We start from the raw sequence: 16756 nt of genomic DNA, 5'->3' as shown, positions 1-16756 counted from the left end.
TCGTACGGGAAAATACCGGGACGGTCAATCTCTTTGCGACAAACTCCGTGGCAAACCCCGTTCCCCGCCAGAAACCCTGTTGGCCTGAGCGGCCGCATCCGTTAAGGACGAAAGGGACTAAAACGGCAGGAACACGCGATGAACGCAGTAGCGGAACAGGGTTTGAACGGAAGCGCCACACTTGCGGAAAACGGCATCTTGCCGGAGCGCATCATTCACGCCATGTTTTCCTCCGGCGAGATTGCCGCCGACGAACCGCCGGTTGCCGGCCAGATACAGCCCGCGAGCCTCGACCTGCGTCTGGGCAAGGTTGCCTACCGGGTGCGCGCCAGTTTCCTGCCCGGCCCCGAGATCAAGGTCGCGGACCGGCTCGAACAGCTCAAGCTGCACACATTCGACCTGGCCGACGGCGCGGTTCTGGAAACCGGATGCGTCTATATCGTTCCGCTTCAGGAAAGCCTGTCGCTTGCCGAAGACATATCCGCGACTGCGAACCCGAAGAGTTCCACCGGGCGCCTCGATGTGTTCACCCGCGTAATCACCGACAACGGCCTCGCCTTCGATACGGTTCCCTCCGGTTACACCGGTCCGCTTTACGCGGAAATTTCTCCCCTGACCTTCCCGATCCTGGTTCGCACCGGCTCGCGGCTCAGCCAGATCCGGTTCCGGCGCGGCCAGTCGCTGATCCCGGATCATGTCCTGGAGGAGATTCACGAGTTCCACACGCTGATGAGCGGCGGCAACGAGCGGATCGGCGGCGGCGTGCAGCTGTCCATCGACCTGGAAGGCAGCGGTCCCGGCAGCCTGATCGGCTATCGCGCCAAGCATCATTCCGGCCTGATCGACGTGGACAAGGTCGGGGCACAGGACCCGCTGGACTTCTGGGAGCCCATCCACCGCCGGCAGGCGCCGGAGCTGATCCTCGATCCGGATGCCTTTTACATTCTGGTCAGCCAGGAGGCGGTCCACGTGCCGCCGGACTATGCCGCCGAGATGGTGCCCTTCGATCCGCTGGTGGGTGAATTCCGCGTGCATTACGCCGGCTTCTTCGACCCCGGCTTCGGCCATTCGGGTGCGGGCGGCGTCGGCTCGCGGGCAGTCCTCGAGGTCCGCTCCCATGACGTGCCTTTCATCGTCGAGCACGGCCAGACCATCGGCCGCCTCGTCTATGAGCACATGGCGGAACGACCGGGCAGCCTCTACGGCGAGGGCATCGGCTCCAACTACCAGGGCCAGTCGCTGAAACTCTCCAAGCATTTCCGGACCCCTGCCTGACGGACCATGGGCTTGAAGACGATCACCCGGGAATTCGAAGGCTTTCTGGAGGACCGGAAGTCCCGCTTTCTGGCGCATCTGGTACCCTTCGACAGGTTCGAGCAACGCCTGGAAGAGCTGCGCAAGGAGCACAGGAAAGCCGCCCATATCGTTACCGCCCACCGGCGCCTGCTTGACGACGACCGGATCGAGGAGAGCGGCAAGGACGACGGCGAACCGGCCGGCACTTCCGGCATGCCCACCTTGCGCGTGCTTCAGGGAGCGGAGCTGATCAACTGCGCCGTTCTGATCGTCCGCTACTTCGGTGGCACGAAACTCGGCGGCGGCGGCCTCGCCCGCGCCTATTCGGGTGCTGCCCAGGACGCGATCAACGCCGCGGACCTGGTACCGTTCCAGAAGGTCCTGACCAGGACGGTCAAGGCAGGTTTCTCGGCTGGCTCGGAGCTGGAAAAACGGATCGAGACGCTCGGGTTAACGGTGGTCTCGAGGGACTTCACGGAAGACGGAGTGTCGCTGACAGTCGAGGGGCCGGAAGACGCCCTGGCGGACCTTTAGGGTACGGCCATCCGTCGTCCCCTCTCCTCACCAAAACCGCTCCGCCGAAGGCAAGTCGCTGCGCTTCAGGCCCATATCGTCCAGAAGATAGTCCGGAAGAACTGAAAGTCTGCGCGCATCGCGAAGCCGGCGCTCACGCCTTTCAAGGTATTTCAGGACCTTGGAAAAGATCCCCTCGCCCGGCGGCCACGGAGCCGGAAGGACATGCGAATGGGAAAACTCGGCAGTGCGTTCGATCATCGTCTTGCTCCTTTGTCTTGACGGCAAGACCCAGGCTACGCAAGCTCAACGCGTGAATTGCGTTCATTGGATTGTCTGTTGCGGATTTTTCGCAAATTTCAGGCTTCAGATGATAATTTCTCTCATCAACCTCATTCTTGCACCGGAGCCAGCAGTATGGATGCCATCGACAGTTTCGACCGCAAGCTCCTGGACCTCCTGCGGCACGACGCGCGCCAGACAGGGCGGCAGCTCGCCGAGGCCGTCGGTCTTTCGCCGGCGGCCTGCCTGAGACGGGTTCAGCGGTTGCGCGAAATCGGGGCGATCGAACGGGAAGTCGCGATCATCTCACCCCAGGTGGCCGGTCAGACGGTCAAGCTGCTGGTCATGCTCGTGATTCCGCCCGGAAAACCGGACCGGATCGACCGTCTCCGGCGCAAGTTCGCCGCCCTTGCGCAAGTGACCACGATCTATCACGTCACCGGCAAGGCCGATCTTGTCCTGACGGTGGAATGTGCGTCCATGGAAGCCTATGCCAACTTCACCGAGGTCCATTTCTACTCTGAGGATATTGCCAGCTTCGAAACGATTGTCGTGCTGAGAAGCTACGATGCGCACCCGGAACCTGCGCCCAAAGCCTAGAGCTCTTCCCGGTCATATTGAATCATTTGACTGAGACAAAATTAGTCTCTGGCGAGGCGGATTGCGCGCAGCGGTACTGCCCACCTCAAGCGCTCTCCAACGAAGCCAGAGTCTAATTTTGTCCAGCCATAAGAAATTGATTTTTCACAGTTTACCCGATCCGGGTGGCTTTTGACGACCCATCGGCAGCGTTGCGCCGCTTGCACGATGCACCGCATCGCACTTCGCGACGCGACTTGCCGAGCGAGCCGTCAAAAGCCATCAAATGGTTCAAGATGACCGGGAATGGCTCTAGGTTCGAACCCTGGCGCAACGGCCTTTTTCGAGAAGGGTCAGCCCTGTTCCTTCCCCATCCCGGCCCGCAGTTCCCGGACTTCGTCGCGCAACGCCCTCATCTCCTGCAGGATCAGTCCCGTATCGTCGTGGATCGCCTGGCGGTTGGCGTCGGCCTCCGCCTCGTGCTCTTCCTGCATGGCGGAGACGATGATCCCGATGAAGAGGTTCAGGACCGTGAAAGCGGTACACAGGATGAAAGGCACGAAGAACAGCCAGGAATAGGGGTAGACCTCCATCACCGGCCGGACGATGCCCATGGACCAGCTTTCCAGGGTCATGATCTGGAAGAGCGTGTAGAGCGAGGCGCTGAGATCGCCGAACCACTCGGGAAACGATGCGCCGAACAGCTTGGTCGCCATGACACCGAAGACGTAGAACACCAGCGCCATCAGGACGACGATGGAGCCCATGCCCGGCAGCGCCGCGATCAGCCCGCCGATGACCCGGCGCAGTGACGGGACGACGGAAATCAGGCGCAGCGCCCGCAGGATACGCAGGGACCGCAGCACCGAAAGGGAGCCGGACGAGGGCAGCAGCGCGATGGCGACGATGGTAAAATCGAAGACGTTCCACGCATCCCGGAAGAACCTTGGACCATGGGCGTAAAGGCGCAACGCCAGCTCTACGACGAAAATCCCGAGAATGACCCGATCGATGAGATGAAGAAGGTCTCCGGCACGCGCCATGACGACAGGGCTGGTTTCCAGTCCCAGCGTAACGGCGTTCACCACGATGACGGCGATGATGCCGAATTCCCAGTTGCGCGAGGTCACCAGCGCCCTGGTCCGTTCCCTTGTTGTCATGTCCCACATCCACCTTCGATCGATCGCACAGTTCCACCGGCGCGAAGATGGCGATTTCAATGCCGCAGTGCAAGATCGCAGGCTGTGGGAAAGGGGGAAAGAAACGCCGGGGAGAAAGACGGCGGATCAGCTTGACAGTTGCCGCGGCAGAGCGCAGAAAGCGTCATCTGCGACGCGGGTGTAGCTCAATGGTAGAGCAGAAGCTTCCCAAGCTTAAGACGAGGGTTCGATTCCCTTCACCCGCTCCAGTTCTTCGATTGTCCGCCCCGAAGACCCGGCTGCCCGCTTTTATCCGTCCAGCAACACGCGGATCAGTTCCGCCTGCCGTTTCACGCGGGTCTTTTCGAAAATCCTCATGAGATGCGTTGGGGCGGTATTGATGGAAATACCGCATCGTTTGGCCGCCGCAGCCCGGCCGTCGCCTTTCAGCATTTCAACGGCAAGGGCCGCTTCCGCCGGAGTGAAGCCGAACCGATTCCTTCCGGGCCGTAAGGGCGACGTCAGACTGAACAATTTCGAGACCCTTTAGGCACTTCCCCTGATCATTGCCGGGATTGGCGCCGCCGCGCTGGTCCCCTCTTTCCTGGCAGCCCTTGTCCTGCTGCGCTGGCTGAAAGGCTCGCCGCGTCCGCCAGAGGCATGACTCCAAGCGGCGACGCCGAAGCGGCTCATTGGCATCTTTCAAAAAAATGCAGACACCATGATCAAATTGTGGGCTTTCCAAGAAGCAATGCGTGAAGAGGCGTTTCGTCAGGCATCCTGCAGATCACGTTTGAAAACTATCCTAACAACGTTAGCCAACGTGAAAGCGGCCCAGCAAATATAAAGACCGGCTATTATCGGAAAGAGTGCCCCGACAAGTATGCTTCCCCCTTCGATGTTTAACTTCCCATGCAATGAAGCGCTCCACCAAAAGACCGGAAAAAAGAAGATCACAACAAACGTCAGCGACGTAAAAGTTTGCACGCGGGTTGCGGTGCATTCAGCAAAGCCGCGCTTTGATAAAAACAGATCGTAGACAAGAAGTCCGGGTGTAAGAAAGGCCAAACCTGCGATAGAGCAAAAATAGTAGATAGCTCCACTTTGGCTATAGTGTAGAGTATCGTTATACCGGCGCTCGAAGAAAACCAGGTTCTCTGCGAAAAACTCAAACAGCAACCAGCCAGTTATGTCTGGATTTCGCCAAGCCATGAAATAGCAAGCCGCAGAGAGAAGAAGGATTGAAAATACAAAGATGAGGACAACATCCTCTTGGTATTTCTTCTTACCCATAACGGCCACCATTCAACTCTGTTGAATTAAGAAAACTGATTTTGGACCTGAGACCGGCCTCCCTAGAAACTTACCAAGCACGGCTGAGCAAGCAATTCAACAATCAGGGCTCACACTTCAGATCCGGAACTCTCTGGAGTGTACAAATATGTGGTCATGTCTGCTCACTCCAGAAAAACCTCGTCCCGGTAATCCGGCACCGAACACGCCCAGCCCAGCTCGTGCTCGATCCGGTAGCGCAGGGCGTCGGAGGCATCCGGTTCGCCGTGGGTGATGAAGGTCTGCTTCGGCGGCGCCTCCAGATTGCCCAGCCAGCGCAGGATCTCGTCCGCGTCGGCATGGGCGGACAGCATGTTCAGGTTGCCGACCTCAGCGCGGATGGGCACCTGCGAACCGTGGATCTTCACGCTCTCGGCTCCCGCGACCATGGCCGCGCCCCTGGTTCCTCCTGCCTGGAATCCCGCGAACAGGATGGTGTTGCGGTGGTCCGGCGCATAGTGTTTCAGGTGGTGCAGGATGCGGCCGCCGGTCGCCATGCCGCTCGCCGAGATGATCACCTTGGGCATGACGTTCCGGTCGAGGTCTTTCGATTCCTCCACATCAGCCACATAACGCGCCGTGTTGCCGGACCAGTCGCACGCCTCCCGGCTCAGTCTGTGATCTCCGACATGTTTGCCGAACACATTGGAGGCCCTGACCGCCATGGGACTGTCGAGGAAGACCGGCAGATCGGGAATGCGGCCGGCGTCCTTCAGGCTTTGTATATGGAAGAGCAGCGACTGGGCGCGGCCAACGGCGAAGGCGGGAATGAGTACCGTCCCCCCGCGGCCGGCCGTCTCGTTGATCACCTCCGCCAGTTCGTCCTCTGGATCGCCCTTTTCGTGAAGCCGGTTGCCGTAGGTGGATTCCACCAGCAGGTAGTCCGCTTGCCGGATTTCCGCCGGATCGAGCATGGTCGCGTCGCCGTAGCGGCCGAGATCGCCCGAGAAAACGATCTTCGTGCTGCCCCAAACAAGCTCCACGCTCGCGGCACCGAGAATATGACCGGCGCAGCGAAACCGGACCTTCAGTTCACCGAGGATGTCCGTGTCCCTGTCGAACGGCACCGGAGAAAAGCGGTCGAGCGACGCTTCCGCATCCTTTTTCGTATAGAGCGGCAGCGCGGGGCTGTGTTTGGAAAAGCCGTGGCGGTTGGCGAACTCCGCGTCCTTTTCGTTCAGGAACCCGCTGTCGGGCAACAGGATCGCGCACAGGTCGCGTGTGCCTTGCGTGCAGATCACCGGTCCGGCAAAGCCGTCGCGCACCAGAAGGGGAAGATAGCCGGAATGATCCAGATGCGCGTGGGTCAGGATGACCGCGTCGATGGATTTCGGATCGACCGGCAACGGCGCCCAGTTCCTCAGGCGCAGTTGCTTGTAGCCCTGGAAGAGCCCGCAATCGACAAGGACGCGCAGGCCGTCCCGTTCCAGCAGGTATTTCGATCCCGTGACCGTTGAGACGCCGCCGAGAAACGTCAATTTCAGTTTCATGCACACCCTTCCATTCGCCGTTCTGCCTCGGGAATAGAGGCCGGCTTTCTTCCATTCGGTATTCGCTTCCTCCGCAAGGCGGTCTTCCTTCCCGGTTTTAACGCGTTTTCCCGAACTGAAGAAAAAACGCAGTCCGCCGTCGCTCCCGGAACCGATCCTGCCCACTTCCAGCCCGGTTAAAATTGACAATGATCAACGCTTCTGACGGGCCATGCCTTATTCTGCCACACTGTCCACCGGCGGATGCCGCTCAATCCGGCGAGGCCGGGGAAACGGCGGCAAAAGAAATTGTCTTGACCGTGCGGTTCGCCTTCAGGTCATGATGCATTCCTGTCAAAATTCCAAGATACGTATCCATGAAAGTTTTCGGAAACGCTTGAAGAGAACGGAGGCCGGCCCGATGGCGCTTAAAACTTCCAGTCAAGGCAAGAAACCCACCGAGGTCTGGGCCCCCTTTCCCTACCAGGATGGCAACCCTTTCGTCCACGCGGCCGATATCCAGACCCGATGCGCGAAAACAGTGCTGGAATGGCAGATAGAGATGGTGAATTTCCTGAAATTCCGGCTGGTCAAGGATGTCGCCTTTGTCGAGGCCCTGTCGAAACCGCAAAGACCCAGCGAGACCTTGTCCGGCATCTCGGACTACATGCTGGAAGCCATCGACGACTATTCCCGCGAAGCCGCGAAAGCAGCCACGTTCGGTTCGCGCATGACCGTGGATACGGCCAATCAGGTGAAAAAGAAGACCGAGGACCTCGTCGCAGAGCTCAAGTCGGCGGCAACCGCCGGCATTTGAAGCCGATGTGAAGTGAAGGGCGCTACAAGGAAACGAATGTGGTTCAGAACGTGCAGACGCAACCCGCTCCCGTAACGGTCCCGCCCGCAAGGCAGGATCCTGCGCCGATCCCGGCGAAAACCGGACGCCCCAGGGACGACATCTACAAGATCGAGGACAGGCTGCACCATGCGGCCCTGGCCTCCATGTCGTTGGGGATATCCCCGATCAGCCTTCTTCAGGCGTGGCAGGACTGGGCCATGCATCTGGCGATTTCTCCGGGCAAACAGCAGGAAATCCTCAAGGACTTCTTCCGCAATCAGGTCCGGCTCGCCACATTCGCCGCGGGCTGCATGCTGAAGGGCGGCGAGGAACAGCATTGCGTGGATCCTCTGCCCCAGGACCGCCGCTTCAGCGCCGACGCCTGGAAAAAACCTCCGTTCAACCTTTTTGCCCAGTCCTTCCTGCTTGCCGAACACTGGTGGCAGTCCGCGACGACCGGCGTCGCCGGCGTGACCCGGCAGCACGAACGGCTGGTGGAATTCTACACCCGCCAGATGCTGGACATGATCTCGCCCGGAAATTTCGCCTTTGCCAACCCGGAAGTGCTGGAGGCCACGGCCGAGGAAGGCGGCGCGAACCTGCTGCGCGGCTTCAGCTATCTGACGAACGACATCCTGAAGGAAGCCCATCTGGTCCGCGACAACGGCAACGGCTTTACGCCTGGGGACAACGTCGCCGTGACGCCGGGCAAGGTGGTCTACCGCAACGATCTTATCGAGTTGATCCAGTATGAGCCCACGACGGATGTGGTTCAGGCGGAGCCGATCCTGATCGTTCCGGCCTGGATCATGAAATATTACATCCTGGACCTGTCGCCGAAAAACTCGCTGGTGCGCTATCTGGTCAGCCAGGGCTTCACCGTTTTCTGCATTTCCTGGGTCAATCCGAACGAGAGCCATCGGGATGTCGGGCTCGAGGACTACCTGAAACTCGGCGTCATGGACGCGCTTGACGCCGTCGAGACGATCAGCGGGGCGGACAGTGCGCATGTTGCCGGCTATTGTCTCGGCGGTACCCTGCTCGCCATGGCCTCCGCCGCGATGGCGCGGGACGGCGACAAGCGGATCAGGACCCAGACCATGCTCGCCGCGCAGGTCGATTTCAACGAAGCCGGCGAACTCGGCCTGTTCATCGACGAGAGCCAGCTCTCCTTCATCGAAGACACCATGTGGAAGAACGGCTACCTGGACCAGAGGCAAATGGCCGGCGCCTTCCAGATGCTGCGCTCGCAGGATCTCGTCTGGTCGCGCATGGTGCGCGAATATCTGCTGGGTCTGCGGCGCGCGCCCAACGACCTCATGGCCTGGAACTCCGACGCCACCCGCATGCCCTACCGCATGCACTCCGAGTATCTGCGCCAGCTATATCTCAACAACGAATTGTCGCGCGGCCGGTTCAAGGTCGACGGACGGAACGTGCATCTCGAGGACATTTCCGTGCCCGTTTTCGCCGTGGGCACCGAGACCGACCACGTCGCTCCGTGGAAGTCGGTATTCAAGCTGGTCCATCTGTTCGACACGGATGTGGATTTCGTCCTGACCTCGGGCGGCCACAACGCGGGCATTGTCTCCGAGCCAGGCCATCCGCACCGCTCCTTCAAGACGCTGACTTACAAGCTCGGCGGTCCGCACCCCAGTTCGAGCGAGTGGACGGAACACGCCCCCAGGCACGAAGGTTCCTGGTGGCCGCAATGGGTGAAGTGGATGCAGAAGCACTCCAGCGGAACGGTGGCGGCCCGCGAAATCGGAAACACGGAGCTGGGCTATCCGCCCCTGTGCGACGCGCCGGGGACCTATGTGATGCAAACGTGAGGTGTCTGCCACGAGTTTCAGTGTCATCCCGGTCAAGCGCCAGCGCGGAACCGGGGGCCACTCGCCAATCAAAGCGGCAAAGGCTCTGAAACCTGCAGATATCGCTCTGGAAACGAGTGGACACCTGATCACCGCTTCGCTGTGTCCGGGGTGACCTGCGAGAGGTGTGTCACGTTTCCGGAGCCACATTTACCGCTCACACGCTCATGGCCGGGGTCAACACCGACGGTCGCCGATTGCGACCGGCATACGAAGTGATACGACTAGGCGAAGCGGTTTCAAAAGGTCGAAAATAGCCGCGCTCACACCAACTCTGGAGGGAGCGGAACGTTTGAAATCCCTGGCCCCGATCCCAAGCCCGGAGAAACCCTTCGCGTCTGAAGCCGGCGAGGTCGCCGAAGCGCTGGCGGTCGCACCCTCTTCCGGTCTTTCCGCCGGCGAGGTCTCCCGGCGGCGCAAGGTCCACGGTCCCAACCGTCTCCGCCAGCAAAAGCCGAGAAGCGCGCTGGCCATCCTGGGACACCAGTTCGCCAGCCTCATCGTCTGGCTCCTGGGGGGCGCCGTTGTCCTGTCGCTGGCCCTTGGAGACATCGCGGACGCCATTGCCATCACGGCGGTCCTTCTGCTCAACGGCGCAATCGGGTTCTTCACCGAACTGCGTGCCGCCCGCTCGATGGAAGCGCTTTTGCGGATCACCGAGGTGCGGGTCCGGGTCCGCCGGGACAGCCGCGTGCGCGAGGTCGACGCCCACCAGCTCGTTCCCGGGGACATCGTCGTCCTGGAAGCCGGGGACATCGTTTGCGCGGACCTGCGTCTGGTCACGGCCTCCAACCTCTGGTGCGACGAGTCCCTTCTGACGGGGGAGTCTGCGCCGGTGACGAAACAGTCCGACGCACTCGCCGCGGATCGCCCGCTCGCCGAGCGCGCCAATATGGCGTTCAGCGGCACGGCAGTCACGCAGGGCCTGGGCGAAGGCATCGTCGTTGCCACGGGAATGGCGACGGAACTCGGGCATATCAGCGCCTTGACGCAGGCGGCGGATTCCGAGGCCTCGCCTCTGGAAAAGCGGCTGGACAGGCTGGGACACAAGCTGGTCTGGCTGACCGCCGCGCTGGCGGTTCTGACCAGCGTCACCGGCATCTTGTGGGGGCATTCGATCCCGGTCATGCTGAAGACCGGCGTGGCGCTCGCGGTCGCGGCCATTCCGGAGGGCCTCCCGGTCGTGGCGACGCTCTGCCTGGCGCGCGGCATGTGGCGGATGGCGGCGCGCAACGCGCTGGTGACCCAGCTTTCCGCTGTGGAAACCCTCGGCGCGACCACCCTGATCCTGACCGACAAGACCGGCACCCTGACGGAAAACCGCATGACGGTCGTCGGCTACCTTCTGCCGGAGAAGGATGTCGAGGTTCTCTACGACGGCGACGAGATCCGTTTCGAGGCCAACGGCGAAGCGCTGGTCCCCGAGGGAACGGACAGTCTTGCCCGGGCACTGAAGACAGGCGTCCTTTGCAATTCCGCGGAGATCGGCGACGGCGGCGACGGCGAAAAAACCGGAGAGCCGATGGAAATCGCCCTTCTCTCGGTGGCGGCCAAGGCCGGCCTGTCCAAGGCGGACCTTCTGGACAAGCTGACCCCGCTCCGTCAGCACGCCTTCGATCCGGACCGCAAGATGATGGCGACGGTACACAGGGACGACGGGCACTGTCTCTATGCGGTGAAAGGCGCGCCGGAGGCGGTGCTCGAGACATCCCAAAAGCTGCTTGGCCGGGACGGCGCCCGGGAGATGACGGACGAGGACCGCGCGGCCCTGCAGGCCCGCAGCGAAAGCGCCGCCGGGTCCGGCCTTCGTCTTCTGGCGCTTGCCTACAAGAGCGCGCAGACGGACACGGAAGATCCTTACGAAGGCCTGACCCTGGTCGCGCTGGTCTGCTTTCTGGACCCGTTGCGCGAGGATGTGCCGGCGGCGATCGAGGCCAGTCAGAATGCGGGCGTGCGCGTGGTGATGATGACGGGCGATCATGCCAACACGGCGGAGAAGATCGCCGAAGACGCCGGGTTCGGATCCGGGGCCCTGAAGGTGATCGCCGGTCGGGAAATCGCCGGTTTCGATCCCGACAGCCTCAGCCCCGAGCAGCGCGCGAAAATGCTCGCAACGGATATCTTCGCGCGGGTGGCGCCGGAAACCAAACTGAAGCTTGTTTCCCTCTTTCAGGACGACGGTCATGTGGTCGCCATGACCGGGGACGGCGTCAACGACGCGCCGGCGCTGAAGAAGGCCGACATCGGCATCGCCATGGGACAGCGCGGCACCCAGGTCGCGCGCGAAGCGTCGGACGTCGTTTTGAAGGACGACGACTTCGCGACCATCATCGCCGCCATGAAGCAGGGCCGGATCATCTTCGACAACATCCGCAAGTTCGTGGTCTATCTGCTGTCGTGCAACGTGAGCGAGGTTCTCATCGTCGGCGTCGCGGTCGGCATCGGCCTGCCCGTTCCGCTGCTGCCGCTTCAGATCCTGTTCCTCAATCTGGTGACCGATGTCTTTCCGGCCTTCGCCCTGGGGCTCGGGCGCGGCGACGACGAGGTCATGCGCCAGCCGCCGCGCGATCCGGACGAACCCATCATCGATACCTGGCGCTGGAGCCTGATCGGTCTCCTGGGCGGCGCGATCACGCTGTCGACGCTTGCCGCCTTCAGCCTCGCCCTGTTTCATTACGATCTGGGTACGGAGGCCTCGGTGACCGTCGCCTTCCTGACCCTGGCCCTGGCGCAATTGTGGAATGTCTTCAACGTGAGAGCCCCTTCCAAAAGCCTCCTCGCCAGCGACATTTTCCGAAACGGCTGGGTCTGGGCCGCGCTTGCCCTGTGTCTCTTTCTGCTTGCGTTGGCGCTCCGGCAGCCGGAGCTCGCCGCGCTGCTGGGTCTGCCCTGGCCCGGCGTGAACGGGTTGGCGCTGGCCGGTGCGATGAGCCTGGTGCCGCTGGTTCTGGGCCAGATCGTCCTGAAACTCTCCCCGGCAGCGCGTCGTGTTCCGACAAGGGGCAAAAGTGCTGCCGCCACCTCCACCCCTGCCTCCGGGCCGGAGCCGGACCGCGGTGAGGCGCGCTCATGACCGCCCCGCTCGATCTTCCGGAAATCCGCCACGCCAATGTTCCCGGACGCCTGCGTCTCAGCGTCCCGGAGATCCGCAACTGGCCGAACAGGGCCGCAGCGCTCGCAGCCGCCTTGTCCGGCCAGCCGGGCATCCGCCATGCGGAGGCGCGCAGCGTCACCGGCAGCGTCATCCTGAAGACCGACCCGTTCCTTTCCGGCCGGGACGCGCGCCTGCTTGTCGCCCGCGCCCTGGCGGGCAAACTCCGGCCCGCCACGGTGGGCGCTGCGAACCGAGCGACGCCCAAAAGGCGCCCTGGCCGCACCAAGTCCAAAGCCGGCACGATCCACTGGCACGCGCTTTCCCCGGACGACATACTCAAGACGGTCGACGTTTCGCCGGACCAGGGTCTTTCTCCGAACGAAGCCACCAGACGCCTGCGCGCGCACGGACCGAACCTGATGCCCCACGAGGCCGGTCCGTCCCAGGTCCAGATGCTGGCCAAGCAGTTCGAGGGGCTGCCGGTGATGATGCTTGTCGGCTCCGCCGCCGTTTCTCTTCTGACCGGCGGTATCGCGGATGCGATCGCGACGCTGACGGTCGTCGGGGTCAACGGCGTGCTCGGTTTCGTGACCGAGGGACAGGCGGAACGCACCATTCACACGCTCACGGACCAGACCGACCATCCCGTGCCGGTGCTGCGCGGCGGGCAGGACATCAGCGTTCCGGCGAGCAGGCTCGTGCCCGGCGACGTGATCCGGCTGCGCGCCGGACTGAGAGTTCCCGCTGATGCGCGTCTCCTGAGCGCCGAGGAGCTCTTCGCGGACGAGTCCGCCTTGACCGGCGAGAGCATGCCGGTCGCCAAGTCTCCCGCCGGAACCTTGCCCGCCAACACCCCCATCGGCTCCCGCACGACCATGCTCCACGGCGGCACCATCGTCGCCGAGGGCAAGGGGCTTGCGGCGATCGTCGCGACGGGCGCCCGTACGGAAGCCGCAGCACTTCAGTATCTTTCGGATACCGCGAGCCGCCCGAAAGCGCCCGTGGAAGCGGAACTCGACCGTCTCGGCTCGCAGCTCGCGCTTGCCAGCCTTGCCGCCTGTGGCGTCTTTGCCGGGATCGGGTGGCTGCGCGGCTATCCGCTGGCGATGATCCTGAAGGACGCGCTTGCCCTTGCCGTTGCCGCCGTCCCGGAAGGCCTGCCCATGGTCGCCACCTCGACGCTCTCCATGGGCCTGCGCAAGATGGAACGCCGGGGCATCCTGATCCGCCAGCTCAGCGCGGTCGAAAGCATGGGCGCGCTGCAGGTCCTCTGCCTCGACAAGACCGGCACCTTGACCCAGAACCGCATGGAAGTGGTGGAGGCGGTCGCGGGCCTCACGCCCGTCGCGCCTGGCGACAGGGCGAGCCTCTCCAAACTTGCCGAGGTCGCCGCGCTGAACAACGACGCCGGGCTGGAGGACGGCGCGCCGTCAGGGTCGTCCCAGACCGAGCAGGCGGTGCTGCACTTCGCGATAACGCAGGGGATCGACGTCGAAACCCTGCGGCGAGACCGGGCCCGGGTCAAAACCCTCGAGCGCAAGCCCGCGCAGCCCTGGATGGGCACCTGCCACGAAGGCGCCTTCGGACTGGAACTCACCGTCAAGGGCTCGCCTGAAGCCGTTCTGGCGCGCTGCGGCCATGTTCTGGAAAATGGCGATGTCCGCCCGCTGAGCGAGGAGGACAAGGCCGGGCTCCTTGAACTCAACGGCAGGCTCGCCAGTCGACCGGCGCGGGTTCTGGCCTTCGCGAGCCGTCCGGTGGCGACGGCCGACACTCCGCCGGAGGACATGACCTTCCTCGGCTTTCTCGCGATGGTCGATCCCGTGCGCCCGGGCGCGAAACATCTGATCTCGCGCATCCGCCGCGCCGGCATCCAGCCCGTGCTGATCACCGGCGATCAGGCCGTCACCGCCGCCGCGGTCGCGCGCGAGGTGGACCTGACCGGCGGCGGGCCGGTGCGGGTGATCGACAGCACCGAATTCGCGGACATGCCGCCGGAGCTTCTCGCGGCGCTCGCGGGCGAAATCCAGGTCTTCGCCAGGGTGGCGAGCCACCAGAAGCTTGCCATCGTCAAGGCCCTGCAGGCGTCCGGCCGGATCGTCGCCATGACCGGAGACGGGGTCAACGACGCGCCGGCGCTTGCCGCCGCCGACCTCGGCATCGCCATGGGCGACAGCGGCACCGAGCTTGCGCGCGACGTCGCCAACGTGGTGATCCGCGACGACAATCTGGCCACGCTCGTGGAGGCGATTGCCGAAGGCCGGGGCATCTACCGCAACATCCGCCGCTCGCTGGAATATCTGGTGACCACCAACATGTCGGAAATCGCGGTCTCGATCCTGGAAGCGCTGCATGGCCCCGGCGAGCTGGAAACGCCGATGGAACTGCTCTGGATCAACCTCGTCACCGACGTGCTGCCGGGCCTCGGTCTGGCGCTGGCCGATCCGGACCCGGACATCATGGACCGGCCGCCGCGCGACGCGGGCGAAAACATCGTGCCGTCGCACGATTTCCGGCGCATGGCGACCGACAGCAGCATCATCGCCGCGGCCGCTTTCTTTTCCCACATGGCCGGGCTTGCCCGCTATGGACCGGGACCGGAGACCCGCGGCATGACCTTCCTGACCCTGTCGCAGGCGCAACTGCTTTACACGCTGGTGTGCCAGCGCACCGACCCGCGCAAACTCAGATACGACAGGCTTCTGGAAAACCGGACCCTCGACCTGACCCTGCTGGCGTCCTCGGCCCTCGGCGCCCTGCCGTTCTTCTCCCCCCTTCTGCGACGGCTCCTTGGGATCGCGCCGCTGGCACGCACCGACCTCGCCATCGCCCTTGGCGCCGCCGCCGTTCCCGTCGCCAGCGTTCTTGCCCGCCGCAGCGTCGAGTTCGAGCCGTTCCCGGGGGCTATTGTCAAGGAAGCTGGCGCAAAGGAGCCGGAAAATGCGTGACTTCGTTCTGAGTTCCCAGGCCGTGACCGCGGCGCATCCGGACAAGCTCTCCGACCAGATCTCCGATGCGATGGTCGACGCCTTCCTGAGCGCGGATGAGCCTTCCGCCTGTATCGCCGAATGCGCCATCGCCAGCGGCATCGTCTTCCTGTCGCTGCGCCATGGGGGAAAGCTCGGCTTCGATCCGGCCGCGCTTGCCCGCAAGGTGCTCGCGGACGAGGGCTACGGCGGTGGCCCGGGCGGCAAACAGCCGACCGTCATGCTGGATCTGGCCGAGGTGCCTGAGTTCACCAACCTCCCGGCCCGTCCCTCCGGCGCCGCCGATCACATGACGACGGCCTTCGGCTATGCCTGCGACCACACGCAGAGCGCCATGCCCCTGCCGATCGTCGCGGCGCACCGGCTGTGCGACCTTCTGGACGACGCCGCGAAAGCGGAGCGTCTCGCAGGGATCGCGGCGGATGCCCAGGCCCAGGTCGCGGTGCGCTTCGCCGACCGCCGGCCGGTCGAGATCACCGGCATCGCACTCAGTCTCTTTACCCCCGACGCAGCCAACCACAAGGACCTGACGGAGCGTGTCAGGGCGGAGATCCTTGAACCGGCCTTTCGCGACGCCGATCTGAAACCCGGCGCGGCCACACGGTTTGTGGTCACGCCCATCGCCTCGCCGGGCGGGCCGTCGGCGCACGCCGGACTGACCGGCCGCAAGAGCTCGGAGGACGGCTACGGCGGCTTCTGCCGGGAAACCAGCACAGCGCTCAGCGGGAAGCACCCGGGCCGCATCGACCGGGTTGCCGCCTATGCCGCGCGGCAGGCGGCGGTTTCCGTGGTCCGCGCCGGCATGGCGCGCGAATGCGAGGTGCAGCTCTCCTATGTTCACGGCGACCGGACCCCGGCCAGCCTCGAGGTCGATTGCTTCAATACGGCGGAGATCCCGGAACAGGAAATCTCCGCGCACCTGCTGCGGGACATCGATTTCGGCATCGACGCCATCGCGGAACGGCTCGAGCTCTGGCGCTTGCCGGTGCTCAATGACGGGGTGTTCTATTCCCGGCTGGCGCGCAAGGGGCACTTCGGTCGTGAGGACATGGAGCTGCCGTGGGACCGGGCGGTGGGGCTTTCGGGGTAGCGGGGTGGTGAGAAAGGCCCGGGTGTTGGCTCGGCCTCAAGCTTGAATGTGTCACCAACATTCGACCCTCGCGCTGCTATACGAAGAAAGAGATGTTTTCAGGACAGTCAATTTGGTGCTATGGAAAACAGAATCGGCTGCAGCTGCGCTTTGAGGAAACTTTTGGAATGGGGCCGCTAGGCGACCTTCAGCTTTCGACCGTGAAACCTCGGAAAGCAGACGTCGGATCGACCTGTCAGTCTCCTACCAGACGAGCACTCTTCCGC

Annotated in this window: 12 protein-coding genes and 1 tRNA gene; 9 read left to right on the top strand and 4 right to left on the bottom strand. The window is 63.3% G+C overall.

What is annotated here, in order from left to right:
• Positions 1-138: 138 nt before the first annotated feature.
• The gene (locus JF539_RS03130) at positions 139-1275 is read left to right on the top strand and encodes a 2'-deoxycytidine 5'-triphosphate deaminase (RefSeq protein WP_207138888.1); all 1137 of its coding nucleotides are present in this window, start codon (positions 139-141) and stop codon (positions 1273-1275) included.
• Positions 1276-1281: 6 nt separating this feature from the next.
• The gene (locus tag JF539_RS03125; RefSeq protein WP_207138887.1) at positions 1282-1830 is read left to right on the top strand and encodes a YigZ family protein; all 549 of its coding nucleotides are present in this window, start codon (positions 1282-1284) and stop codon (positions 1828-1830) included.
• 27 nt (positions 1831-1857) lie between these two features.
• On the opposite strand, the gene JF539_RS03120 is transcribed toward JF539_RS03125, so the two are convergent.
• Entirely contained in the window at positions 1858-2070 is a 213-nt protein-coding gene (locus JF539_RS03120; RefSeq protein ID WP_207138886.1) for a DUF1127 domain-containing protein, read from the bottom strand.
• Between the two features lie 156 nt (positions 2071-2226).
• Between JF539_RS03120 and JF539_RS03115 the strand changes: the two genes are divergently transcribed.
• Positions 2227-2691: an Lrp/AsnC family transcriptional regulator gene (locus JF539_RS03115; protein ID WP_207138885.1), complete on the top strand. Its 465-nt coding sequence runs from the start codon at positions 2227-2229 to the stop codon at positions 2689-2691.
• Between the two features lie 332 nt (positions 2692-3023).
• Here JF539_RS03115 and JF539_RS03110 read toward each other — a convergent pair whose 3' ends face one another.
• Positions 3024-3830, bottom strand: a complete 807-nt coding sequence (locus JF539_RS03110; RefSeq protein ID WP_207138884.1) for an ion transporter — start codon at positions 3828-3830, stop codon at positions 3024-3026.
• Between the two features lie 174 nt (positions 3831-4004).
• Between JF539_RS03110 and JF539_RS03105 the strand changes: the two genes are divergently transcribed.
• Positions 4005-4078 (top strand) — tRNA-Gly (locus tag JF539_RS03105).
• A gap of 502 nt (positions 4079-4580) precedes the next feature.
• On the opposite strand, the gene JF539_RS03100 is transcribed toward JF539_RS03105, so the two are convergent.
• Complete coding sequence (locus JF539_RS03100; protein WP_207138883.1) at positions 4581-5102, bottom strand: hypothetical protein; 522 nt, start codon at positions 5100-5102, stop codon at positions 4581-4583.
• Positions 5103-5266: 164 nt separating this feature from the next.
• Positions 5267-6631, bottom strand: coding sequence for an MBL fold metallo-hydrolase (locus tag JF539_RS03095; protein WP_207138882.1), 1365 nt, complete (start codon positions 6629-6631; stop codon positions 5267-5269).
• Positions 6632-7031: 400 nt separating this feature from the next.
• On the opposite strand from JF539_RS03095, the gene JF539_RS03090 reads away from it, so the two are divergent.
• From JF539_RS03090 to JF539_RS03070, 5 genes are all read left to right on the top strand, one after another.
• On the top strand, positions 7032-7427 hold the full coding sequence (locus JF539_RS03090) for a hypothetical protein (protein ID WP_207138881.1): 396 nt from the start codon (positions 7032-7034) through the stop codon (positions 7425-7427).
• 38 nt (positions 7428-7465) lie between these two features.
• Positions 7466-9280, top strand: coding sequence for a PHA/PHB synthase family protein (locus JF539_RS03085; protein WP_328809190.1), 1815 nt, complete (start codon positions 7466-7468; stop codon positions 9278-9280).
• A gap of 331 nt (positions 9281-9611) precedes the next feature.
• Positions 9612-12392: a cation-translocating P-type ATPase gene (locus tag JF539_RS03080; RefSeq protein WP_207138880.1), complete on the top strand. Its 2781-nt coding sequence runs from the start codon at positions 9612-9614 to the stop codon at positions 12390-12392.
• Positions 12389-15361 (top strand): cation-translocating P-type ATPase, encoded by a 2973-nt coding sequence (locus tag JF539_RS03075; protein ID WP_207138879.1) that lies wholly within the window; start codon positions 12389-12391, stop codon positions 15359-15361. Before JF539_RS03080 ends, JF539_RS03075 begins: the two co-directional genes overlap by 4 nt.
• The gene (locus JF539_RS03070) at positions 15354-16490 is read left to right on the top strand and encodes a methionine adenosyltransferase domain-containing protein (protein ID WP_207138878.1); all 1137 of its coding nucleotides are present in this window, start codon (positions 15354-15356) and stop codon (positions 16488-16490) included. The genes JF539_RS03075 and JF539_RS03070 overlap by 8 nt, the downstream gene beginning before the upstream one ends.
• Positions 16491-16756 lie beyond the last annotated feature (266 nt).

The sequence above is a fragment of the Roseibium aggregatum genome, from assembly GCF_017309185.1.
GTDB lineage: Bacteria > Pseudomonadota > Alphaproteobacteria > Rhizobiales > Stappiaceae > Roseibium > Roseibium aggregatum_B.
The sequence above is the reverse complement of the archived record's forward strand: the minus strand, read 5'-3'. Positions and strand labels throughout refer to the sequence as shown.